This window comes from Promicromonospora sukumoe 327MFSha3.1 (assembly GCF_000385135.1).
Taxonomy (GTDB): domain Bacteria; phylum Actinomycetota; class Actinomycetes; order Actinomycetales; family Cellulomonadaceae; genus Promicromonospora; species Promicromonospora sukumoe_B.
Genome location: NZ_ARQM01000018.1, coordinates 57,576 through 79,551 on the forward strand (window position 1 = coordinate 57,576; position 21,976 = coordinate 79,551).

The 21,976-nt window shown below is 74.7% G+C and carries 14 protein-coding genes; 5 read left to right on the top strand and 9 right to left on the bottom strand.

Annotated features, from left to right (window positions below):
- Nucleotides 1-76: 76 nt before the first annotated feature.
- Nucleotides 77-2,818 carry a glycoside hydrolase family 97 catalytic domain-containing protein gene (locus H291_RS0127375; protein WP_020018226.1) on the bottom strand — a complete coding sequence of 914 codons (2,742 nt, stop codon included), beginning with the start codon at nucleotides 2,816-2,818 and terminating at the stop codon, nucleotides 77-79.
- Between the two features lie 92 nt (nucleotides 2,819-2,910).
- Nucleotides 2,911-5,133, bottom strand: coding sequence for a heavy metal translocating P-type ATPase (locus tag H291_RS0127380; RefSeq protein ID WP_020018227.1), 2,223 nt, complete (start codon nucleotides 5,131-5,133; stop codon nucleotides 2,911-2,913).
- 336 nt (nucleotides 5,134-5,469) lie between these two features.
- On the opposite strand from H291_RS0127380, the gene H291_RS0127385 reads away from it, so the two are divergent.
- A complete protein-coding gene (locus H291_RS0127385) occupies nucleotides 5,470-8,085 on the top strand; it encodes a helix-turn-helix transcriptional regulator (protein WP_157237393.1) in 2,616 nt (871 codons plus the stop codon).
- Here H291_RS0127385 and H291_RS0127390 read toward each other — a convergent pair.
- Entirely contained in the window at nucleotides 8,066-10,768 is a 2,703-nt protein-coding gene (locus tag H291_RS0127390) for a sigma-70 family RNA polymerase sigma factor (RefSeq protein ID WP_033328222.1), read from the bottom strand. The genes H291_RS0127385 and H291_RS0127390 overlap by 20 nt on opposite strands.
- Before the next feature lie 228 nt (nucleotides 10,769-10,996).
- Here H291_RS0127390 and H291_RS0127395 point away from each other — a divergent pair, with 228 nt between their 5' ends.
- Nucleotides 10,997-11,758 carry a hypothetical protein gene (locus H291_RS0127395; protein WP_157237394.1) on the top strand — a complete coding sequence of 254 codons (762 nt, stop codon included), beginning with the start codon at nucleotides 10,997-10,999 and terminating at the stop codon, nucleotides 11,756-11,758.
- Between the two features lie 19 nt (nucleotides 11,759-11,777).
- On the opposite strand, the gene H291_RS31885 is transcribed toward H291_RS0127395, so the two are convergent.
- From H291_RS31885 to H291_RS0127425, 6 genes are all read right to left on the bottom strand, one after another.
- Nucleotides 11,778-12,431 (bottom strand): RNA polymerase sigma factor, encoded by a 654-nt coding sequence (locus H291_RS31885; RefSeq protein WP_020018231.1) that lies wholly within the window; start codon nucleotides 12,429-12,431, stop codon nucleotides 11,778-11,780.
- A gap of 159 nt (nucleotides 12,432-12,590) precedes the next feature.
- Nucleotides 12,591-14,525, bottom strand: a complete 1,935-nt coding sequence (locus H291_RS0127405) for a potassium transporter Kup (protein ID WP_198012604.1) — start codon at nucleotides 14,523-14,525, stop codon at nucleotides 12,591-12,593.
- 143 nt (nucleotides 14,526-14,668) lie between these two features.
- Nucleotides 14,669-15,331 carry an SDR family NAD(P)-dependent oxidoreductase gene (locus tag H291_RS0127410; protein WP_020018233.1) on the bottom strand — a complete coding sequence of 221 codons (663 nt, stop codon included), beginning with the start codon at nucleotides 15,329-15,331 and terminating at the stop codon, nucleotides 14,669-14,671.
- A 66-nt stretch (nucleotides 15,332-15,397) separates the two neighbouring features.
- Nucleotides 15,398-16,015, bottom strand: coding sequence for an archaeosortase/exosortase family protein (locus H291_RS0127415; protein WP_020018234.1), 618 nt, complete (start codon nucleotides 16,013-16,015; stop codon nucleotides 15,398-15,400).
- An 82-nt stretch (nucleotides 16,016-16,097) separates the two neighbouring features.
- The gene (locus H291_RS0127420; protein WP_157237395.1) at nucleotides 16,098-17,210 is read right to left on the bottom strand and encodes an Ig-like domain-containing protein; all 1,113 of its coding nucleotides are present in this window, start codon (nucleotides 17,208-17,210) and stop codon (nucleotides 16,098-16,100) included.
- 214 nt (nucleotides 17,211-17,424) lie between these two features.
- Entirely contained in the window at nucleotides 17,425-17,829 is a 405-nt protein-coding gene (locus tag H291_RS0127425) for a RidA family protein (protein ID WP_020018236.1), read from the bottom strand.
- Nucleotides 17,830-18,117: 288 nt separating this feature from the next.
- On the opposite strand from H291_RS0127425, the gene H291_RS0127430 reads away from it, so the two are divergent.
- From H291_RS0127430 to H291_RS31890, 3 genes are all read left to right on the top strand, one after another.
- A complete protein-coding gene (locus H291_RS0127430; protein ID WP_020018237.1) occupies nucleotides 18,118-18,795 on the top strand; it encodes a hypothetical protein in 678 nt (225 codons plus the stop codon).
- Between the two features lie 299 nt (nucleotides 18,796-19,094).
- Entirely contained in the window at nucleotides 19,095-19,784 is a 690-nt protein-coding gene (locus H291_RS0127435; RefSeq protein ID WP_020018238.1) for a hypothetical protein, read from the top strand.
- Nucleotides 19,785-19,965: 181 nt separating this feature from the next.
- Nucleotides 19,966-21,936 (top strand): acyltransferase family protein, encoded by a 1,971-nt coding sequence (locus H291_RS31890; protein ID WP_020018239.1) that lies wholly within the window; start codon nucleotides 19,966-19,968, stop codon nucleotides 21,934-21,936.
- Nucleotides 21,937-21,976: the final 40 nt, after the last annotated feature.

A 21,976-nucleotide genomic window follows, 5' to 3' on the forward strand; every position in this document is an offset into this window, starting at 1 on the left:
GCGAAGCGCACCCGACGGCCGGCTGAACACTGGCTGAACGCTCGCCCGGCAAGCCCGGCCGGCCCGGCGAGCCCGGTCAGCCCTCCCCGCACTCGACGCGCGCGTCGGCCCAGTCGGCGTGGTCGAAGTTCTTGCCGTCCGACCCCTCGTCCGCGACCAGCCGCAGCCGGCGGACCCCGGTGACGTCGACGTCGAGCGCCACGGCGCCGTCGTCGTTGGACAGCACCGGCGTCTCGGCCAGCAGCTCGCCGTCGCCGTAGACGGCGAACCGCACCGAGCCGACGCCGGTGTCGCCGGGCTTGTCGAGCACCTCGTCGTCGATGCCCACCTGCGCGGTGAACGCGGTGCACGCGCCACCGAGCCACGCGGTCACCGAGCCGGTGGCGTGCATGCCGATGCCCTTGTCGTAGGTGACGCCGGCGATCCGGAGCGGGTTGCCGTCGCCGCCCGCGGCCTCGCCGTTGGAACGGTCGCGCTCGACCGGGCCGTAGCCGTTGGACTGCTCCGTCCAGTCGAGGTCGGAGACGTACGGGCTGCCGGTCGGCGCGGGCGGCGTGACCCACAGGGTGGCCTGGCTCGCGGCGACGTACGCGTCTCCCCCGGCGCGGTAGGCGACGTCGACCGGCACCTCGAACGTGCCCGTGGCACCGTCGGCGGGCACCCGGACCTGCCAGGAGACCTCCGCGGTCTCCCCTGCGGCCAGGCGTGCGACCGTCTGCGTGCCCCGGTCGGCGGTCCAGCCCTCGGGCAGGTCCGGCGTCAGCCGCACGCGCGTGACGGCGCGGTCGGCCACCGTGAACGCGGCCCGCACCTCGACGGTGCTGCCGGGCTCGACGTCGGCCTCGGCCGGCTCGACGGTGATCGTGGCGTCCGGCCGGGCCTCGACCGGGTCCAGGCAGGACTCGCGGCCGCCGGTCGCCGCGCAGACGACCGCGACGAAACCGCCGTTGGTCGCCGTCGGGACGCGCAGGGTGTCACCGGCCGTGGTGCGCACCGTGGAGTGCACGGTGGCGGAACCGTCGGCGCCGTCGTCGGTCAGCAGGTCGACCTGCACCTTGCCGCCGCGGGTCAGGCCCGCCAGCGGGAGCCGCAGCGGGTCGCCGGAGCCGGCGCGCAGGCCGCCCACGAACCAGCGGTCGCCCGAGCGCCGCGCGATCACCGCGTCCTTCCCCGGCATGCCGCTCAGCAGCCGCACCTCGTCCCAGGTCGCCGGGATGTTCCGCAGGAACGGCCACGCGTTGGGCTCGTCGTCGTACCCCTCGGGCTTGTCCGAGATGTGCTGCCAGCCCGACTCGTACGCGACCGCCATCGCCGCCTGCTGCGCCTTGGACGTCCTGTCGTTGTCGCGCGAGAAGACGACGGGCGTGAAGTCCATGGAGCCGAGCACGTTGCGCGTGAACGGCACGATGAGGCTGCGTTCGGGGCTGATCCCGTTCTCCATGCCGCGCACCGCCTCGTAGCTCATGATGTGCGGCCACGTGCGCTGCAGGCCGGTGGGCAGGGCGGCGCCGTGGAAGTTGATCATCAGCTCGTAGCGGGCGGTGTCGCGGGCCACGTCGTCGTACCACCGGTGGATCTCCTGCGAGTCGGAGTCCATGAAGTCGACCTTGATGCCGCTCACGCCCCACGACCTCAGGCGCGGCAGCCACTCGTCGCGCTGCTCCTGCGTCCGCAGGTCGCGGCTGTGGAACCAGACGATCACGTCCACGCCGCGGGTGTGCGCGTAGCGGACCGTGCGCGGCACCCAGCTCGCGTCCCAGCCCTCGTCGAGCAGCACGTACTCCCAGCCGTTGCGCGCGGACAGGTCGATGAAGTCGCGCTGCCGCGCCTCGTCGCGCGGGCTGCTCCCGTCGGTCAGCCAGCTCCAGCTCGACCGGCCGGGCTTGATCCAGTCGGCTCCCGGGTCCAGCGCGGCGGGCGTGGCGAGGTCGTCCACCAGCGTGGAGCCGACGACGCCGGGCAGGTCACCGACGATCGCGACCCGCCACGGCGTCGACAGGTCGCCCGTGGTGGTGACGGGGCGGCCCTCGAAGAGGTCGACGCCGTAGCGCAGGCTGCCGGTCTCGTGCGTGAGGTGCGAGCCGGAGTAGTCGCCGTGCAGGTCGGCCTCGGTGACCAGCACGTACCGGTCGCCCTGCCCGAACAGCACCGGGTACCCGACGCTGCCGGAGCCGTTGCCCGCCGCGGCGGTCGTGGTGCTCCACTCGGCCTCGTAGTTGACGGCGTAGGAGCGCTGCATCCACGCGGGGCCGTCGGCGGCCGGCTCCCAGGCGCCCGACTCGTCGTCGACCCGGTGCTCGCCCGGGCCGTCCAGGAGGTAGCGGTAGGCGACGCCGTCGTCGGACACGCGGACCGCGATCCCGAGGCGGCCGCCGTCCGCGGCCGTGAAGGTGAAGACCGACTCGCGGTGGGTGTACGTGCGCTGCCGGCTCTTGCCCGTGGACATGGTGTATTTGTCGGAGACCGTGCGGTCGGCCCGGCCGGCGAACGCGAGGCCCGTGGTGAGGTCGCCGTCGCTGCCCCGCAGGCCCAGGCGCGTGGCCGAGACCACGGCGTCCCCGTCGTCGAGCACGTCGAGCGTGACCTGCCCGGCGTCGTCGAGGCGCAGCAGGCCGTCGAGGTGCGAGCCGCGCGGGCCGTCGACGCGCCAGGTCTCCGCCGCGGTGCTCGGCCCGTCGCCTGGCTCGCCGCCCGGTCCCGTGCCCGCCGGGGCGGCGCTGGCGCTGCCGGCGACGACCAGGCCGCTCGCGACGAGCGCGAGCGCTGACACCGCTGTCACCAGGTGGAAGGCAGGACGGAACGCGGGTACGAGCTTCACGAGGTCTCCCTTGACTTCGGATGCGCCGCGGAATGCGGCCGGTGCGCCGCCCAGCAGGCTAGGCGGCGCACCGGACCAGGTCAACAGCCTGTTCAGCGGGCCTGGCGCCCGGGTCGCAGGTCGAGCCGGCGCAGCAGCTGGGCGTTGAGCGCCACCACCACGGTCGACAGCGACATCAGGACGGCGCCCGCGGACATCGGCATCACGAAGCCGATCGGCGCCAGCACCCCGGCGGCCAGCGGCACCGAGATCAGGTTGTACCCGGCGGCCCACCACAGGTTCTGCTTCATCTTGCGGTAGCTGGCCCGCGACAGCTCGATCACCGAGAGCACCGACCGGGGGTCGTCGCTGGCGAGGATCACGCCCGCGGAGGCGATGGCGACGTCGGTCCCGGCGCCGATCGCGATGCCGACGTCGGCCTGCGCGAGCGCCGGGGCGTCGTTGACGCCGTCGCCGACCATCGCGACCTTGCGGCCCTCGGCCTGGAGCTGCGCCACCTTGGCCGACTTGTCCTCCGGCCGCACCCCGGCGAAGTACCGGTCGACGCCGAGCTCCTCGGCGACGGAGCGGGCCACGGCCTCGGCGTCGCCGGTGATCATGACCACCTGGACGCCGCGGTCGTGCAGGGCCCGGACGGCCTCGGCGGACTCGGCCCGCACCTCGTCGGCGAGCTTGATGCCGCCGATCACCACGCCGTCGCGCAGCACGTGCAGGATGATCGCGCCGTCCTCGCGCCACGCGTCCGTCGCGGGGATCTCCGCCTGGCGGTTCTCCTCCAGCAGGCGCGGCCCGCCGACCCGGATCTCGTGGCCGTCGACCGTCGCCGCGACGCCCACGGCGGGCGACGACGTGAAGCCCGTGGCACGCGGGACGACGAGCCCGCGCTCCTGCGCCGCGCGGACGATCGCGCGGGCCAGCGGGTGCTCGCTGTCCTGCTCGGCTGCGGCCGCGAGCGCCAGGAGCGTGTCGGTGTCGAGGCCGTCGTGGTCGGTGTCGTCGGCGGCGCCGTCGTGGCCGGGCCGGCCGGCGGGCTGGGCGTCGGCGACCGTGGGCTCGCCCTTGGTCAGCGTGCCGGTCTTGTCGAACAGCACGGTGTCGACGGTGCGCATGCTCTCCAGCGCGAGGCGGTCCTTGATCAGCACGCCGCCGCGGGCAGCCCGCTCGGTCGCGATCGAGACCACGAGCGGGATCGCGAGGCCCAGCGCGTGGGGGCAGGCGATCACGAGCACGGTGACGGTGCGGACGACGGCGTCGTCGGGCAGGCCGAGGAGCGTCCAGACCACGGCGGTGACCGCGGCCGCGCCGAGCGCGAACCAGAACAGCCAGCCCGCGGCGACGTCGGCCAGGCGCTGCGCGCGGGAGGACGATGCCTGCGCCTCCGCGACGAGCCGCTGGATGCCGGCCAGGGCGGTGTCGTCGCCGGTGGCGGTGACCTCGACGCGCAGGCCCGAGTCGGTGGCGACGGTGCCCGCGGTGACGGGCTCGCCCAGGCCGCGCGGCACGGTGCGCGACTCCCCCGTCACCATGGACTCGTCCATCTCGGCCCGGCCGTCGACGACGCGGCCGTCGGCGGGGACGCTCCCGCCCGGCCGGACCACGACGACGTCACCGACGGCCAGGTCCGCCGGGGCGACCGTGACGACCTGGTCGCCCTCGACGCGCTCGGCCTCGTCGGGAAGCAGCGCCGCGAGCGAGTCCAGGGCCGACGTCGTCTGCGCGAGCGAACGCATCTCGATCCAGTGGCCCAGCAGCATGATGACGATCAGGAGGGCCAGCTCCCACCAGAAGTCGAGCTGGTGGTCAAGCAGGCCGAGGCTGGCGCCGAGCGACGCGACGAACGCGACGGTGATCGCGAGCCCGATCAGCAGCATCATCCCGGGCTTGCGGGAGCGCAGCTCGCTGACGGCGCCGGTGAGGAACGGCGAACCGCCCCAGACGTACATGACGGTGCCGAGCACGGGCGGGATGGCGGTGGCCCAGGCGGCGTCGGGCAGCTCGTAGCCGAGGATCATCGCGAACATGCCGGAGAACGCGACCACCGGGACCGCGAGCACGAGCATGATCCAGAACAGGCGCCGGAACTGGCCGACGTGGTCGCCGTGGCCGGCGTGACCTCCGTGGGCGCCGTGGCCCGCGTGCGCGTCGTGGCCCGTCTGGACGGCGTGGTTCGTGTGCGCCGCGTGCTCGTCGACGAGGGCGCCCTCGTGGGACGCGTGGTCGGGGCCGGAGTGGTGGTGCTCGTGGTGCGCGTGCTCGTGGTCCGTGTCCGGACCGGCCGCGGCGGGTGGTGCGGGGTGCTGGTGTGGCTCGTTCATGGATCGCTCCTGGGTTGAGCAGTGCAGGCCCGTACGGGCTGCGCACCTCCATATATACCCCTAGGGGGTATCTTCGTCAAGCGGTTCCCGGCGAGAAGCGCCGGTCGACCACACCTTGCGCCGGAGGTCCCGTCGACGACGGCCGCCGTCACCGGTTCCCGCAGGTCAGAGGCTTGCCAGGATTGTCCGTTCGGACCGAGTGTGACCCAGGTCACTCGACACGTCGGCCGGTCGGCGGCGTCTTACCCGAGTGTGATCCAAGGTCCTGTCCAGCCGGGCGCCCGTGGTGCCCGATCGTCTTGTCCAACCCCAGGGGGCTGAGTGGATAGCGGCATCGTGCTCCCCAGGCCTGCCGTCGAGAAGATGCTCGACCACGCGCTCCGTCCGGGCCGCTCCGGCATGGTCGTGCTGCGCGGGCCGCGCGGCGCCGGCCGCGGCACGGCCGTGCGGCTCTGGTCGCGCCGGCTGGCTGACGACGGCCGGGTGGTCGTCCGGGTCGACGTCGGCAGCGGCGACACCGTCGACGGCGCGGCGCTCGCCACGGCCATCCGCGACCGGCTGGCATCGAACACCCTCGACGCCCCCGGCGTCGAGGAGCTCGCCGCGGCGCTCGACGCCCGGGAGGTCGTGCTGGTCGTCGACCGGCTGGGGCCGGAGTCGGCGGACGCGCTGGTGTTCCTCGACCGGCTGGCGCGGCGGCTGCGGCGCGGCCGCGTCGTCGCGCTGACGGCGATGCCGTTGCCCGGTCCCGAGCCGACGTTCGACGCCTGGGCGCCGCTGGTCCAGGCGCCGCGGCCGGCCCGCGAGCCCGCGCACGTCGAGCTCACGCTTCGCGACCTCGCCGTGCGGGCGGGCGAGGCGCAGGCCGCCGCGTCGGCCCTGGACGTGCCGCTGAGCCGCACGCAGGCGCGGCTGCTGGTCACGGCGACGGCGGGGTGGCCGGGGGTCCTGTTCCCGGTACTGGCCGAGATCGCGCGGGCGAGCGCAGCGGGCGATGCCGTCACCGACGATCTCGTCGCGAGTGTGGCGGCGGCCCGGCGCGCCGCGTTCCTGCGGGCCGCGCTGCCGGAGGAGGCGATCAGCGTGGTGGTCGAGGCCAGTCTCGCCCCGCGGTTCAGCCGCACCGAGCTGGCGGCGACCGGCCTGCTCGCCGCGGTCCCGGGCGCGGACACGTTCGTCGACCGGCTGGTGGAGACCGGCCTGCTGCTCGACGACCCGGCCTCGCCGGACGACGTCCTGGCCGTGGAGCCGCACGCGCGCCGCGCCGTCCTGGACTACGCGCGCGGGCGCGACCGTGACGAGCTGCACCTGCGGGCGACCAAGGCGGCCCGGCGCAAGGAACAGGCGCACGACGCGCGGGGCGCGCTGCTGGTCGCCCTCGAGGCGGACGACGCCGGGCTGGTCCGCGACCTGCTGCACGGACTGTGGGCCGGGGTGCTGGACGGCCGCGACCCCACGCTGCACGAGGCGCTGTGGAGCGCCGTCTCGGCGGCCCCGGCGCAGCACGTGCCCCCGGAGCTGCGCACGCTGCTGTCCGTCACCCGACGCTCCCCCGGCCTTGCCGGGGCGCCCGAGCCGCCGGCCCGGCCCGCCGACCAGCCGGGTGCGCCGGCGCCGTCGCTGACGGTCTTCGGCGCGGCCGCGCGGCTGCGGCGGGCCGGACGCGCGGACGACGCCCTGCGCCTGGCCCGGGGCTGGCTCCGGACGCCGGGGAGCGCGCCCGCCGTCGCGCGGGTGCTGGTGGGACTGCAGGCCGCGCTGGCCGCGACCGAGGCCGGGCAGCTGCACGAGGCGCTGCGGCACGCGGAGACGGCGCACCACGACGCGCTCGGCTGCGGCACCCTGCCGCTGGCCGCCGCGGCGGCGGAGCTGGTGGCACTGGTGCACGCGCTGGACTCCAACGTGCACACCGCGGGCGACTGGTCGGCCGAGGCCGAGGCGCTGCCCGACCCGCCCGTGTGGTGGCGGCACGCCGTGGGCGAGCCGCTCGCGCTGGCCGCCGCGCTCGCGCGCCTCGAGCGGTTCGACGACGACCTGCCCGAGCACCTCCGGGGCGCCGTACGGTGCTCCGCCCGGTCGGACCTGTGGTTCGCCGGGCTGCATGTCGAGTCGGTGCTGGCAGTGCTGCGCGGGCAGGAAGAGCTCGCCGTGGACCACCTGCGGGAGGCGCTCGCCCAGCGCGGGCTGGCGCCGTCCGAGACGGGCCCACCCACCGGCGACCTGCGGATCCCGCCGCTGCTCGCGCTCGACCTGGGGCGGCTGTACCTGGCACTGGGCCGCGGCACGAGCGCGGCCGTGATCGCCGACGCCCTCACGGCCCAGGCCCCGGCGCGGGCGCTGTTGGACGGCCGGCTGCGGCTCGCGCAGGGCCGGCCGCAGGAGGCGCTGCTGGCGATCACGGGGGTCCGGTCGGCGCACGAGGGGTCGACGGCGGGCGCGCGGCTGGAGGCGCACCTGCTGGCGGCCGAGGCGCACGACGCACTGCTCGACGCCGATGCCGGTGTCCGCCAGGTCGACGCCGACGCCGACCGCGACACGGACGTGCGCCGTCAGCTCGCGCACGCCACGGCGCTGTCCCGCCGCGTAGGCGGCGCGCTGCCCTACTGGTGGGCCGCGCCCGGGGTGCTGCGGTCCCTGGCCCGCTCGGCGCCCGAGCAGGTGCGGCAGATCGCGCAGGTGCTGCGCCGGCGCGGCACGCCGCGGCCGGTCGAGTTCGTCACGGTGCCCGACCGGCAGCTCGTGGTGCTGCACCGGCTGGCCGACGGGCTGACGTCGACCCAGGTGGCCAAGGAGGCGTTCGTCTCGCACAACACGGTCAAGACGCAGATCCGGGAGATCTACCGGCGGCTCGGCGTGCACGACCGGGCCGCCGCCCTCCAGCGGGCGCGCGAGCTGGGGCTGCTGGACCCGATCGTGCGGGCGCGCCTCGGCGCTAGCCCGTCGCGACCGTGACGACGCCCAGGAGGAACGCGTCCCCGTCGGACAGCGCGGCGAGCTCCGCCCGCGCCGCCGGCAGGGTCGCGGGCCGGAACGGCTTGACGTCCACGCCCAGCGCGTTGGCGTAGGCGGAGCCCCAGGCCGTCGAGTCGAACGCGTTGTCGGCCGCGCCCGGCCCGGCCGCTGCGGTGCCGTCCCACCGCAGCGGCACCAGGGGCGTGCCGGCGAGCGCGAACCGGTCCCCCGTGCCCCCACGGTCGCCGTCCCAGGCGACGGCGCCGATCCGGGCCGGCGTGCCCGCCCGGCCGGCCACGGTGAAGGCCGCGGAGCCGTCGGCGGTCGAGACGGGCATGAGGCCGTCGTAGACGATGGCGAGCCCGCCGCTGTCGGCCCCCGTGCCCGCCGGACGGTGGATGACGACCAGCGCCCAGCCGGCGTTCGCGCCGACGCCGCCGGTGGCGCACACGTCCGCGACGCCCCAGGTGCCCGCTCCGCCGGCGCGCACGAGGGCGGTCACGTCGACGCCCGCCTGGTACCTCCGGCCGGTGCGCTCGACCGTCACGTCGTCGCCGTCCCCGACCGTGCGCAGCTCGCCACCCGGCGGCGCGACCCGGACGGGCGCCACCGCGCCGTCGCACACGCCGGACCAGTACAGCCGCGCCGCGACCACCTCGTGCCCGGCGGGGAGGCCCAGCACGGAGGCCGACGACGTGGTCCCGGTACCGAGGGCGTCCACGGGCGTCATGTCCCACCCGTTGTTGTCCTGCGCGACGCCGGTCGCGGTGCCGTCCACGACGGCCGCGCACCCCGGGAGCGCCGGGTCGCAGTGCAGCACGGGGGCGCCCACCTGGGTCACCTCGACCTGCCCCGTGGCGACGTACCGCGCGGCCAGCAGGCTGGCCCGCACCGGGACCGCGCGGCTCGCCCCGTTGGGCACGACGTCGTCGCCGCGCACGTCGAGGCGGACGTCGACGCCGCCCTCGGCGACGTCGGCGCCGACGAGCACCGGCACCAGGAGCGTCGAGGTACGGCGGGCGGCGATCGTGTCCACGGTGCAGCTCACGCCCGCGCCCGCACCCTCGGCACAGGTCCAGGCGGAGACGGCGCGGGAGCCGCCGGCCGGGTCGAGCTCGACGCCTGCGGGGAGCGTGACGTCGACCGCCACGGCCGCCGTCGGGCGATCGTCCGGGTTGCTCACGGTGGCACCTAGCACGCCGGGCCGTCCGGGCACCAGGTCGCCCAGGTCGTCGTGCTCGACCGTGAGCGCGAACGGCTCGGGCGTCGGGGGCGGGGTGGGCGTCGGGGTGGGGTCCGGCGTCGGCGCGGACGTCGGCCGGCCGGTCGGTGTGGCGGTCGGCTCGGGCGTCGCCGCAGGTCCGGGCTCCGCAGCAGGCTGGGGCTCAGTCTCAGGTCGAGGTTGAGGGTTCGAATCCCGCTGAGGTTCAGGTCGAGGTTGAGGGCCCGGCGACGGCGCCGGTTCCGGGACGCCTCCGGGCCCGGCGCCGAGCGCGCCGTCCCGGTCGGCGACGTCGTCCTCGACCGGCCCCGTGCCCTCCGTGGAGCCGCCGAGCCCGCCCGGCCAGGGCAGCCGGTCCGTGCCCGGACCCAGGTCCGCGACCCAGCCCTCCCGCCCGGGCGCGCCCGGGACCGGCAGCAGCGCGGCCGCCTCCACCACGCCGTCGCCGTCCCCCGCCGCGCCGCCCAGGATGTCGGACGCCGCCACCGTCGTCAGCGTCAGCAGGCAGACGACGACCGCGGCCCCGAGGAGGGCCGCCCGTCGTGAGCCGCGCGGCCGCGCCCACCACCAGCGCCGCCCGGCCGCGCGCACGCCGCGGCCCCGGCCGGCGGGCCCGCGACCGCCGGGCCCACGCCCGCCGGGCCCACGCCCGGCGCTCCCCCGCCCTGCACCCCGCAATCCCGCCCGCGGCGCCGGCGCCGCCTCGTACGACTCGCGCTCCGGCTCCGCCAGTGCCGCGACCGGCAACCCGAACGGGAGCAGCAGCACGCGCATGCGCCGCTTGAGGTCTCGCATCTGGTCCACGGCCGCGGTGCAGAACACGCACCCCAGCACGTGCGCGTCGACACGGTGGTGCACGGGCACGGCCAGCGTCTGCTCGACGTACCGGGCCAGGTGCGGCGCGTAGTCCTCGCACCCGGGCGCCACGCGGTCCTGGTGGGACTGCAGGTACTCCCGCCGTAGCCGCGCGCGGGCGCGGCGGGCGAGCGACGACACCGCGTTCGGCGAGACGTCCAGCAGCGGGGCCACCCGGGCGGGGGGCAGGTCGTGCACGTCCAGGTACCAGAGCACCTGGCGCCAGGCCGGCGGCAGGGCCGCGAACGCGTGTCGCACGCGGCGGTCGTCGTCGGCCAGCAGCACGGGGTCGGGGTCGTGGTGCGGGCGGTCGATCAGCTCCGCCTCGGCGGGCACCGCCCGGCCCTGCGCGCGCAGCACCCCGATCGCGGTGTTGCGCACCGTGGTCAGCAGATAGGAGCGCACGTTGCTCGACGGGCCGCCGCCGTTGCGCACGGCGGCGAGGAGCGACGTGAAGGCCTCGGCGACGACGTCGTCGACCGTGGGGCCCGCGCCCACGACGTGCCGGGCGATCCCGGCAGCCGTGCGGTGGTAGCGCTCGTACAGCTCGGCGAACGCCTCGTCCCGCCCGGAGCGGAGGTCGGCCAGGAGCTGTTCGTCGGACACGGGAGGCGCACCGTCAGGGCGCCGCGCAGGGGTGGAACCGGTCGTCTCGACCATCCGAAGAGCGCTCCCCTGGCACATCGATGTAGTTGTCCCGTTTGAGTGGAATACTACGGGCAAAAGGGGGTAACTGCGCAGATCACAGGGGTGATCCGGGGGGTGATCCGGGCAGATCCGGCCCGTTACCGGTTGCGGCGTCACCACCTGCCTGTGTCACCGTCTAGCCCGGCGATGAACACGAGACCGGCAGGAGACGACGCACTCGGCACGCTGTGCGCGCGATGGCGCAGACGCACGGTCGCCGAGGGCTGGCGCATGCCCGAGGACTGGGCGGCGCCCGCCGTCGTGCCGCTCGCGAGCGCCGTCCTGCACGGGCTGCCCGCCGAGGGGCCGGCCGAGGCGCTCGGCACGGCCCGGGCGATGGCCGACGTCGGCGTCACCGAGGGGCTGCGCGACGTGGGCGCGCTCTACGACCTGTGCCTGGCGAGCGTGCCGCACTCGGTCACGCTGGCGTTCGCCGCGGGGTGGGAGACAGCGGACACCGCGCCCGACCCGGTGGCCGCGGCCCGGGGCATGAGCGGGCTGCCGCAGCACACGGAGTTCCTGGCGCGTGCCGCGGACATCTTCGCCGGGATCGACAGCACGCGGGAGGGCGGGTCGCTGGTGCTGGTGACGATCGACGGCCGCGTGGGCCGGGCGGGCGCGGCGCGGCTCGTGCGGTGGAAGCGCGACGTGCTGCTCGGCGAGGCGGTCCGGACGGCGTTCGACGCGCGGTACCCCACGGGATACCGCGACGGCGTGGCCGTTGTCCTCGGGCGGTCCGAGCCGGCGGGGCACCTCCTGGCGGACGTCGCCCGCGTCCGGGCCACGCTGACCGGCCTGGCCCGCAAGAACCCGAGCATCCTGCGGGCGCCGGTGCGCATCACCGTGCGCCCGCTGCCGGAGGACCTGGCCGCCCTGCGCCGCATGATCGCCGTCGATGACGCCGCCTGACGGCGGGGCGCGACCCGGACTAGCCGTGCTCGGGCGCGCCCTGCTCGTGCACGCCGCGCGCCACGAACCGGCGGATCGACTCGCGCGCCCGCACGAGCAGGGCCGCCACGGCGTTCTTCGAGATGCCCAGGTCCTGGGCGACCGTGGCGATGGGCACGCCCTCGAAGACGGTCATCTGCAGGGCGTACCGCTGCCGCGGCGGGCAGGCCGCCAGGCCCTCGAGCACGTCCCCGAGCTCCATGGCCGACAGGGCCGCCGACGCCGGGTCGTCCCAGGCGGGCAGGTCGTGCGCCTCGTCGATCACGGTGGTCGGCGGCTGCCGCCGGCGCGACCGGTCCGTGGCGATGTTGCGCACGGTGCGCGCCACGTACGTCTTGCCGTGCTCGCGCGGGCCGCGGCCGGCGCGCAGCAGCGACAGGATCCGGACGAACGCCTCGGCGGCGAGGTCGTCGGCATCCGAGTGGCTGCGGGTGTAGCGGCGGGCCACCTTCAGCGCGTAGGGATAGTGCCGCCGCCAGACCAGGTCGATCGCGACCGTGTCACCGGCCCGCGCCCGGGTGAACAGCTCGATGTCGGGGAGCTCCTCGGGTTCGTCCCCCGCCTCCGCCGTGTTGCCGCCGCCCTGCATCAGGCCGAGCGCGCGCTGCCAAGCCGCCGTCGTCGTCACCGGCATCGAAGTCCCCTCCTCGCGATGACGGCCCGCTGGAGCCGGGCCGTCGGCGCACGGGTGTACGCGATGGTGAAGACGCGAGGAGGGGACGTGCGTGTCGCACGGCACAGAGGTGATCGAGGGGGTGATTCAGCAGGTCAGAGCGGGGTGAGCCCCCTACCGTCAGACGTCGACGTGCGAGCCCAGCAGCACCGTGCGGTCGCGCGGCAGGGAGAAGTGCTCGGCGGCGTCGGCGGTGATGTGCGACGTCGCGATGAACAGGCGCCGGCGCCAGGCCGCCATGCCGGGCTCGTCGCCGAGGCGCAGCTCGATCCGGGACAGGAAGTAGGTGGCGTTGTCCAGGTCGAGGCGGCCCTCGGTCTCCTCCGGCGCGAGCTGCGCGAGGGCCCAGGGCACGTCCGGGCCCTCGTCGTAGCCGAACCGCACGGTCAGGTGCGTGATGCCGTCGTCGCCCTCGCCGAGGTGCTCGACGGTCACGCGGTCCTCGTCGGCGAGCCGGGGCACGATCGCCGTCTCCACCGACACCACCGCGACCTGCTCGTGGCGCACGTGGTTGTGCTCCACGTTCGCGCGCAGCGCGAGCGGCGCCGTCTGGCTCCCCCGGTTGAGGAAGATCGCGGTGCCGCTGACCGTCCGGACGGGCACGGACCGGGTGCGCAGGCTCTCCACGAAGCCGCGCAGCGAGCCCTCCATGGCCTCCCGCTTCGCGGTGACCACCTCCCGGCCGCGCTGCCACGTGGACATGACCGTGAACGCCGTGATGGCGATGAACAGGGTGAGCCAGGCGCCGTGCACCAGCTTGGTGAGGTTGGCGGCCACGAACAGCAGGTCGACGGTGAGCAGGACGGTGGCCAGCGTCGCCAGCACCCACTTCGGTACGTTCCACGTCTTCCAGGCCACGTAGAAGAACAGGGTGGTGGTGATCGTGATCGTGCCGGTCACGGCCATGCCGAACGCGTAGGCCAGGGAGGCCGAGTCGCGGAACGCGAACACCAGGGTGAGCACCGAGACCATGAGCAGCCAGTTGATCCACGGCACGTAGATCTGGCCGCGCTCGGAGCTGGAGGTGTGCAGGATCCGCAGGCGCGGCAGGTAGCCGAGCTGGGCCGCCTGGGCGGTCACGGAGAACGCGCCGGTGATGACGGCCTGCGACGCGATGACGGTCGCCATGGTGGCGAGCACGACCATGGGGATCAGCGCCCAGTCGGGCGTCAGCAGGAAGAACGGGGCCGACAGGTTCGCGCGGTCCTGGAGGATCAGGGCACCCTGCCCCAGGTAGCTCAGCGTGCAGGCCGGCAGCACGAGGAAGATCCAGCCCACCGAGATCGGCCGGCGGCCGAAGTGCCCCATGTCGGCGTACAGGGCCTCGGCCCCGGTCACGGACAGCACGATCGCGGCCAGCGCGAAGAACGCCAGGTCGAACCGGCCGGCCAGGAAGCCGATCGCATAGGTCGGCGAGAGCGCCTTGAGGATCCCGGGCTCGTTGGCCACGCCCCAGATGCCGCACGCGCCGATGGCCACGAACCAGGCGATCATCACGGGACCGAACAGGCGGCCGACGGCGGCCGTGCCGAACTTCTGGGCCGCGAACAGGCCCACGATGATCACCGCGGTGACCGGGACGATCCAGCCCTCGAACTCGGGGTTGATGATCTTGAGCCCCTCGACGGCCGAGAGCACGGAGATCGCGGGCGTGATCATGCTGTCGCCCAGGAACAGCGCGGCGCCGAACAGGCCGAGGCCGGCGAGCGTGAGCGCCGTCCGCGTGCTGGCGTTGGCTGCCCACCGCCGCAGCAGCGTGATCAGGGCCATGATGCCGCCCTCGCCGTCGTTGTCGACCCGCATCGCCAGCAGCACGTAGGTGATGGTCACGATGAGCATCACCGACCAGAAGATCAGCGAGACCACGCCGTAGACGTTCTCCGTGGTGGCGGGGACCGGGTGCGGGTCGGCGGGGTTGAAGACGGTCTGGAGCGTGTAGATCGGGCTGGTCCCGATGTCGCCGAACACGACACCGAGCGCGCCGACGACGACCGCGAGACGAAGGACGTCCGCGGGCCGAGTCGTCTGGCCGACCTGACGAAGGGCAGTAGTCACCAGGGGAACCTAAGGCGGATCCGGGGCGCCGGGCGCGGCATTGACGGTTTCTTAACACCCGTCGCGTCACACCCGGTCGCCGCCCGGACTTTGTGCCCGGTATCCGTGCCCGTCGCCGTGCCCGACGGCGGCGGGGCGCGGCGTCAGTCGAGCGGCGAGAGGAACTCGCGAAACTCGCCGGGCGTGGTGTGCAGCCCCCAGATGCGCTCGGCGACGGCGTCGTGTCCACGCTCGGGGTCGTCGCCACGGATGGCGCCCGGGATCACGAGCTGGGCGACGCGGATGCCCTCGGGGGCCAGGGCGTCGTGCAGCATCTGCCCGTAGGCGCTCTCCCCCGCGAACCCGATGGACGTGCCCGCGTAGTCGGCGCGCGGCCGCACCGAGGTGCCGCCGTTGACGAGGACGACCGTGCCCGCGCCCGCCGCGCGCATGCCGGGCAGCACGGCCTCGACCGCGGCCACGGGGCCGAGCACGGAGAACCGGACGGCCTCCAGGATGTCGGCGGCGGGCGTCTCGGTCACGGGCCGCAGGTAGTGGCGCGCCGGGAGCGGGCTGTACTGCAGCACGGAGACCGGCCCGAGGTCGGCGGCCGCCGCGGTCAGGGCCGCGGTGAGGGCGTCCGCGTCGAGCACGTCGGCCGCGTAGCCGCGCGCGGTGACGCCGTCGGCCGCGAGCTCTTTCGCGAGCGCGTCGACCTTGTCCTGGCTGCGGGAGAGCAGCGCGACGGCGAAGCCCTCGCGGCCGAAGCGCCGCGCGACGGCCTGGCCGACGCCGGGGCCGGCACCGATGATGGCGATGGTGGACATGCGACGGGTCCTCTCGTAGGTGATGACTCGACGCTACGACCGATGCCGCGCGGGTGGGAGGTCCTGTCAGGGTCTCCCCCGGCGCAGCAGGCCGAGGCGGGCGAACAGCACGGCGCAGGCGCCGAGCGTCGCGATCATCAGCACCGAGCCGACGACCGTGTGCGTCCAGCCGAAGCCCTGCGCGCCCCAGCGGGCCTGCGCCTCGGCGATCAGGACCATGCGGCCGGTGTTGACCACGACCAGCAGCAGCCCGGCGGCGAGCACCGCGGCCGCCACCCGCGGGAGGCTGGTGCGCCGGGAGAGGAGCAGGAGCCCGCCGAGGACCAGCAGGCCGCCCACGTAGAACACCGCGGTGCACGCGCTGGTGACCACGAGCCCGGCCCAGGACGTGTCGTCGCCGGGCACCTGCTGGTAGAGGAACACCGGGTCCGTGGTCAGGGTCCGCGACGGGCGGCCGAGACCGCCCAGCACCCACGCCGTCAGCGCGGACTCGGCGAACCTGAGGCGTTGCTCGGCGAGCAGGACGACGGCCCCGGCGACGATCAGCGACGCGGCGGCCAGGAGGCGCGGCACCACGGTCAGGGCCCGACGGCGGCCGGGTGGGGCGGTCGCGGCCGGTTCGGCCCGCGCGCCCAGGCCGAACGGTACCGACGCGGCGCCCTCCGGCGAGACGGTGTGGTCCATGCGGTCTTCCTCCCGGGTGGGGTCAGGTGGGCGTCCCCGGCACGGTGCCGGGGACGCCCACCTCACCTGCGTGCGGCGGTCGTCAGGCGGTCATCCGGCGGCGCAGGCGGTAGACGCCCGCCCCGGCCAGCGCGAGCGCCGTGCCCGCGAGGCTGATCGCCGGGACCGGGGGCTCCGGGTCCTCCGTGACGGTGACGGTCACGGTCGCCTCGACCTCGACGCCGTCCGGCCCGGTCACCCGGTAGGTGAAGGTGTCCGTGCCGGTGAACCCGGCCGGCGGGGTGTAGGTGACGGTGCCGTCGCCGTTGTCGACGACGGTGCCGCCCTCGGCCGTGGTGGTGTCCACGTCCCAGCCGGTCGAGCCCTCGGGGATGGTGTCGTTGTCCCGGACGTCCACGGTGGCGGGCGTGTCGACCGTGGTCGAGGCCGAGTCGTCGACCAGGGCAGCGGGCTCGCAGGCGAACTCACCCGTGAAGCGAGCCAGGAAGCCCTCGGCGCCCGGTGCGCTCGTGACCTGCACGATGATGCTGTTGGCTCCGGCCCGCCAGTCGTCACCCAGCGTGACGGAGGCCTGGCCGCCCTCGTGGAAGCCACCGTTCCAGTACGGGTACGGCGAGGTGAGGGCAGGGAGGCCCGAGACCTTCGGGCTCTGCGCCGTGTTGTTGACCCAGACCTCCAGCACCGTGTTGTCGGCATAGAAGTCCAGGCTCAGCTCTTCCAGCGTGACGCCGGACGCGAGGTTGAAGTCGTACTTGTAGTACCAGCTCGCGGCGACGTCGGGCTGTGTCTGGCCGGGGGCCTGCTGCGACACGTACTGCGCGTCGGAGTACTGCGTGCCGCCCGGCCAGTAGGTCTCGTGCTTGGCGTAGGGCGCGGTCCAGGTGGCGCCCGCCGGAGGCAGGGCAGCGGGCACCTCCGTCACGGTCCTGGAGGCCGCTGTGGGGATCGCGTAGTGCGGACCGGTGACCTGCCAGTGCGGGTCCCGGGTCCCGTTCGGCAGGATGCCGCCCGTCGAGGCGTCGTACCCGGTGTTGAAGATCGCCGGGTCGGTCGAGCAGTCGATCGTCGGCGCCGCCGCGGCTGCCGGGCCGGCGAGCGCGACGCCCAGCCCGCCCGCCAGCACGCCGGCGAGCACCCCCACCGCTGCGAGACGGCGTCCGCGGGACGCGCCCCGGACAGTTGTCGTTCGGGTCATGAGAGAACTCCCTTGCTCGTGCGCCCCGGCGGAGCGCGCTTGCAGCACGGCTGAGGTCCGCGCTCGGAAGGTCAGACGCGACGTACGGGAGGCGGTGACGGCGGCGTCGGTTCTCGCGCCGCTGGCCCTGGTCGAACGTAGGAAGAGTCGGCGCAAGGGCGCTCATGCGCCGACGAACCCTACGTTCGGCGCCGCTGCCCGGGAGCAGAGAGGGTCAGTCGACGACGGCGGCGACCGCCTCGAGCTCCACGAGCTGGTCGGCGTAACCCAGGACCGTGACGCCCAGGAGGGTGCTCGGCACGTCATGCTCGCCGAACGCGTGCCGGACCACGTCCCAGGCGGTCACCAGGTCCGCCCGCTCGGACGACGCGACGAGCACCCGCGTACTGATCACGTCCTCGATCGTCGCCCCGGCTGCCGCGAGCGCCTGGGTCATCGTCTCGACGCACGCAGCCGCCTGACCCGCGTAGTCGCCGACCCCGACGGTCGCGCCGTCGGCGTCCAGTGGGCACGACCCTGCCAGGAAGATCAGCCGGGCGTCCGACGGCGCGGTCGCCGCGTACGCGTACGGCGCGTCGGAGAGGCTCGAGGAACGGATCAGCTGCACGGCGCTCGGCATGCCGCGATCCTTCCAGAACAGTCGACCTGCCGCCGATCCCGGTTCGCCACCGGCGTCGCCGCCGAACGTAGGAACCGTAGGCGTAGGCCGAACGTAGGAATGGTCGGCGCAACAGCGCTCATGCGGCGACGAACCCTACGCTCGCCGATGTTCACCGTTGCCCGCCGCTGCCGGCGCGGGTGCCGCACGGCGCACCGTCACCGCAGCGGCCGCTTCCCGTCCAACCTCGTGCGAGCCGCGACACCGACGTGCCAACGACGTCGCGGGCGCCGACAGAAGGGAAGACACATGAGCACCACCTCCCACAAGACCGAGCCGACGGAGGCCGGCCACGGGGCGCGACGGCTCGCGGCCGTCGGCCTGGGCACCGTTCTCCTGCTCGGCGGGGGCGCGCTGACCGCTGCGGCGGCACCCGTCACCGACCCGGTCGGCCCGGGCACCAGCGGGACCACCGCACACGGCGTGACCTGGACGGCGAGCGACGAGCTGCGCGACGCGGCCGGTGTCGTCACGAACGGCTTCAGCGTGGGACGGGGCGAGGACGCCATGCTGACGTTCGGTGAGACGGTCGACCTCACGTTCGACGTGGTGAGCCTGCAGTCGAACGGGCCGTCGGACACCGAGTGCCTGGTCCTGCCCGCCGGTTCCACGCCCGTGCAGCTGTCCCCGATGCATGAGTGGAACGCGGCAAGCAGCACGATCTGCGCGACGAACAACAACGCGGCCGACGACCCGGCTGCGGCCAACGACGCCACGTCGCAGTTCCGCCTGGACGACGTGAGCTCGTTCTCCATGTCGGGCAACGGCACCAACACGAGCCGGGCGCGCTGGATCTCGAACCCCCGGGTGACGGTCGACCGTGAGGAGCCGGCCATCCCGATGGTCGCCCCGGCGTTCGCCGTCGCGGGCCTGGTCGCGACGGGCGCTCTTGCCGGCGTCCGCCGCGTGCGCGGTCTCTCGCGCTGATCCCGCGGGGCCCTGTCCCCGCTGGTTCGGAACGCCCCGCCGCTCGGCCAGAGCGGTGGGGCGTTTCCGTCACCACGGTCGGGTGACCGTCGGACGAGGACGACTCCCCCAGCCAGGTAACGGAGAGGTAGCACTGCTACCTCTCCGTTACCCCTCCCGTTGAGCAGTCCTTTCCCCGCTGCCCGGGCCGACGACGGCGAATCACCCGTCACCGGCGCACGGGCAGCACGTCAAACCCTGTGCGAGCCGCGACACCGCCGTACCTCAACGTCGCGGACGCACACAGGAAGGGAACACACATGAGCAACACCTCTCACGAGATCAAGCCCGGGCGCGCACAGCTGCGCTCGCGGCTGGCCGCCGTCGGGCTCGGTGCCTCGCTCCTGCTGGGCGCGGGCGCGCTGACGGCCTCGGCAGCGCCGGTGACCGAGCCGGTGAACTGGGCGTCGAACTCTGGCACCACCGCCAGCGGTGTCAGCTGGACGGGACGGGGCGGCCTGCCCGCCAACGGCAACAACGTCCGGGACGACGTGACCCGGACACTCACGTTCAGCGAGCCCGTGACAGCGACGTTCGACGTGCACAACCTCAACGGGTGGGACGGGGCGTCGCGCGAGTGCGCCCAGCTCTCCCCCGACGTCGTGCTGGTCAGGCTCGACCCGGACAACACCTGGAACCCGAGCACCCGCCAGATCTGCTTCCGCGGACCCCAGGGCAGCTCGGCCGACGGGAACACGAACGGCAACACGATCTCGTCCTTCCGCACGAGCCAGCCGGTCACGCAGATCGCCATCACCGGGACGAGCGGCGGCAACCGGCAGAGCACCATCCGCGACCTGTACATCACGAGCGACGACACCCCGCCCGTCCCCGCGGTCGCCCCGGCGTTCGGGATCGCGGGCCTGCTCGCCACGGGCGCCCTCGCCGGCGTCCGCCGGATGCGGGGCGCCAAGCGGGAGACCGCGGAGGTGACCACCACGCAGGCCTGACCAGGCCGCCCACGAACCTACGGGTGAGCCACCCCTCGGCCCGTAGATCGACGCCCCGTCGCTCTCCTCCACGAGCGGCGGGGCGTCGTGCGCCCAGGCGGCCCCGCGCCCAGGCGGCCGGGCCCCCGGCGGCGGGGCACGCAACCGTCACCGGGCCCCGCCACCCCCGTCAGTACCCGACGTGAGCACCGCGATCGTCCCGCGCCCGACGACGGGCCCGCCGAACCAGCCCCCGGACCAGCCGCCCGCACCGCCGCCGGAGGACCGGCCGAGCACGCCCCGGCGCACCCCCGTGCCGTCGGTGTACTTCCGGGCGGTGGACGGCCTGCGCGGCGTCGCCGTCCTGTCGGTGCTGATGTACCACACGGGCCTCTACGAGAACGGCCTTTTCGGCGTGGACCTGTTCATGGTGCTGTCCGGCTACCTGATCACGCTGACGCTGCTGCGCGAGGAGTCCCGGGGAGGCCGCATCCGGCTGGGCGAGTTCTACCGGCGTCGGGCCAAGCGGCTGCTGGTCCCGCTGCTGGTGACGCTGGGCGCGACCGGGATCGCGGTGGCCCGCCTGGGCCGGCCCGAGGAGGCCGACCGGGTGCTCCAGCAGGGACTCGCGTCGCTGCTGCAGGTCGCCAACTGGGAGCAGGTCGCGCGCGGCGAGTCGTACTGGGACGCGATGGGCGTGCCCGGGCCGCTGGCCCACATGTGGTCGCTGTCGCTGACCGAGCAGTTCTACCTGGTCTGGCCGCCGTTGCTGGCCCTGGTGTGCGTGGTCGTCGCCCGGCGGCGGCGCGCCACCGTCGCCTGGCTGGCGAGCCTGCTGGCCGTCGCGATGACCGCCGTGACCGTGCTGCAGTACGACGGCACCAACGCCGACCTGCTCTACCTGGGCACGCACTCGCACGGCGTCGGACTCATGGTGGGCGCCTGCGCCGCGCTGGTGACGGCGTCCCTGCCCGTGCGCCGCGTCGACGGGCATCCGCGACGGCGCCTGTCCCGGCCGGTCGCGACTTTCGTCTCGCTCGGACTGCTGGCCGCGATCGTGCTGGTCTCGGTCGGCACCGACACCTACGCGGCGCCGTGGCTCTACGAGCGGGGCGGCCTGACGGTCGTGGCCGTGCTGGCCGCCGCCCTGATCCTGTCGCTCACCCGCGAGGACACCCCCGTGGCCCGCGTCCTCATGACGACGCCGCTGGTGGAGGTCGGCAAGGCGTCCTACTCGCTGTACCTGGTGCACGTGCCGGTGTTCTGGGTGCTGCAGCGCACCCTGGAGAACCCGAGCCCCGCCGTGATCGCGCTGGTCGGCGTGCCGCTGTCGACGGTGCTCGCCCTGTTCCTGCACCACATCGTGGGCGAGCCGGTGCGGCTGCGCCGCTGGAACCGCGCCGGCGGCACGTCGTTCGCGCTGCTCGCCGCCGCCGTCTGCGCGGCGCTGGTGGTCTCCCCCACGCTGGTGCGGCAGGAGTCGGGGTCGGGCGGCACCCGGGTACTCGTGCTGGGCGACTCCCTGGGCCACGACTTCGCCACGGCCCTGACCACGTTCGCCCCCGACGAGTTCGCCGTGACGGACGGCGCGTTCAACGGGTGCGGCGTCTTCAGCCCGGAGACGAGCCGCACCACCGCCGTCGAGCAGGGGCCCGCACCCGGCTGCCTGCCCTGGGAGGACCGGTGGCGGTCCGCCGTGCGGGAGTCCGCACCCGACGTCGTGCTGGTCAACCTCGCCTGGGACGGCGCCGAGCAGCGGGTCGGTGGCCGGTGGCTGCGCCCGTGCTCGGCCGGGTACGCGGCCCGGTACCGCGACCAGCTCGACACCGCGCTGGAGATCCTGACGGCCGACGGCGTCCCGCGTCGCGTGCTGCTGGCCACCTCCCGTGAGTTCACGCCCATCGCCACGCCCGAGGACGCCGCCTGCCACACCGAGTTGCTGCGGGCCTTCGCCGCGGAGCACCGCTCGGTGGTCGGCATGCTGGAGCTCGACCGGTTCGTGTGCACGGACACGGCCTGCCGGCAGGAGACGCCCGACGGCGCGCCCGCCTACCTCGACACGGTGCACTTCACGCGCGCCGGGATGCGCTGGATCGCGCCGTGGCTGGTCACGAGCATCCAGGACGTCACCGGCCCGCCGTCGCGCACCGAGCCCGGCTCACGCACCCCGTGACCCGGCCCACAGAACCGGACCGTCGTCGCCGCCCGCCGGC

Coding starts and splice junctions, on each gene's coding strand:
- H291_RS0127380 (WP_020018227.1), bottom strand. CDS start 5,133: ATGAACGAGCCACACCAGCACCCCGCACCACCCGCCGCGGCCGGTCCG.
- H291_RS0127395 (WP_157237394.1), top strand. CDS start 10,997: ATGAACACGAGACCGGCAGGAGACGACGCACTCGGCACGCTGTGCGCG.
- H291_RS31885 (WP_020018231.1), bottom strand. CDS start 12,431: ATGCCGGTGACGACGACGGCGGCTTGGCAGCGCGCGCTCGGCCTGATG.
- H291_RS0127410 (WP_020018233.1), bottom strand. CDS start 15,331: ATGTCCACCATCGCCATCATCGGTGCCGGCCCCGGCGTCGGCCAGGCC.
- H291_RS0127415 (WP_020018234.1), bottom strand. CDS start 16,015: ATGGACCACACCGTCTCGCCGGAGGGCGCCGCGTCGGTACCGTTCGGC.
- H291_RS0127420 (WP_157237395.1), bottom strand. CDS start 17,210: ATGACCCGAACGACAACTGTCCGGGGCGCGTCCCGCGGACGCCGTCTC.
- H291_RS0127425 (WP_020018236.1), bottom strand. CDS start 17,829: ATGCCGAGCGCCGTGCAGCTGATCCGTTCCTCGAGCCTCTCCGACGCG.
- H291_RS0127430 (WP_020018237.1), top strand. CDS start 18,118: ATGAGCACCACCTCCCACAAGACCGAGCCGACGGAGGCCGGCCACGGG.
- H291_RS0127435 (WP_020018238.1), top strand. CDS start 19,095: ATGAGCAACACCTCTCACGAGATCAAGCCCGGGCGCGCACAGCTGCGC.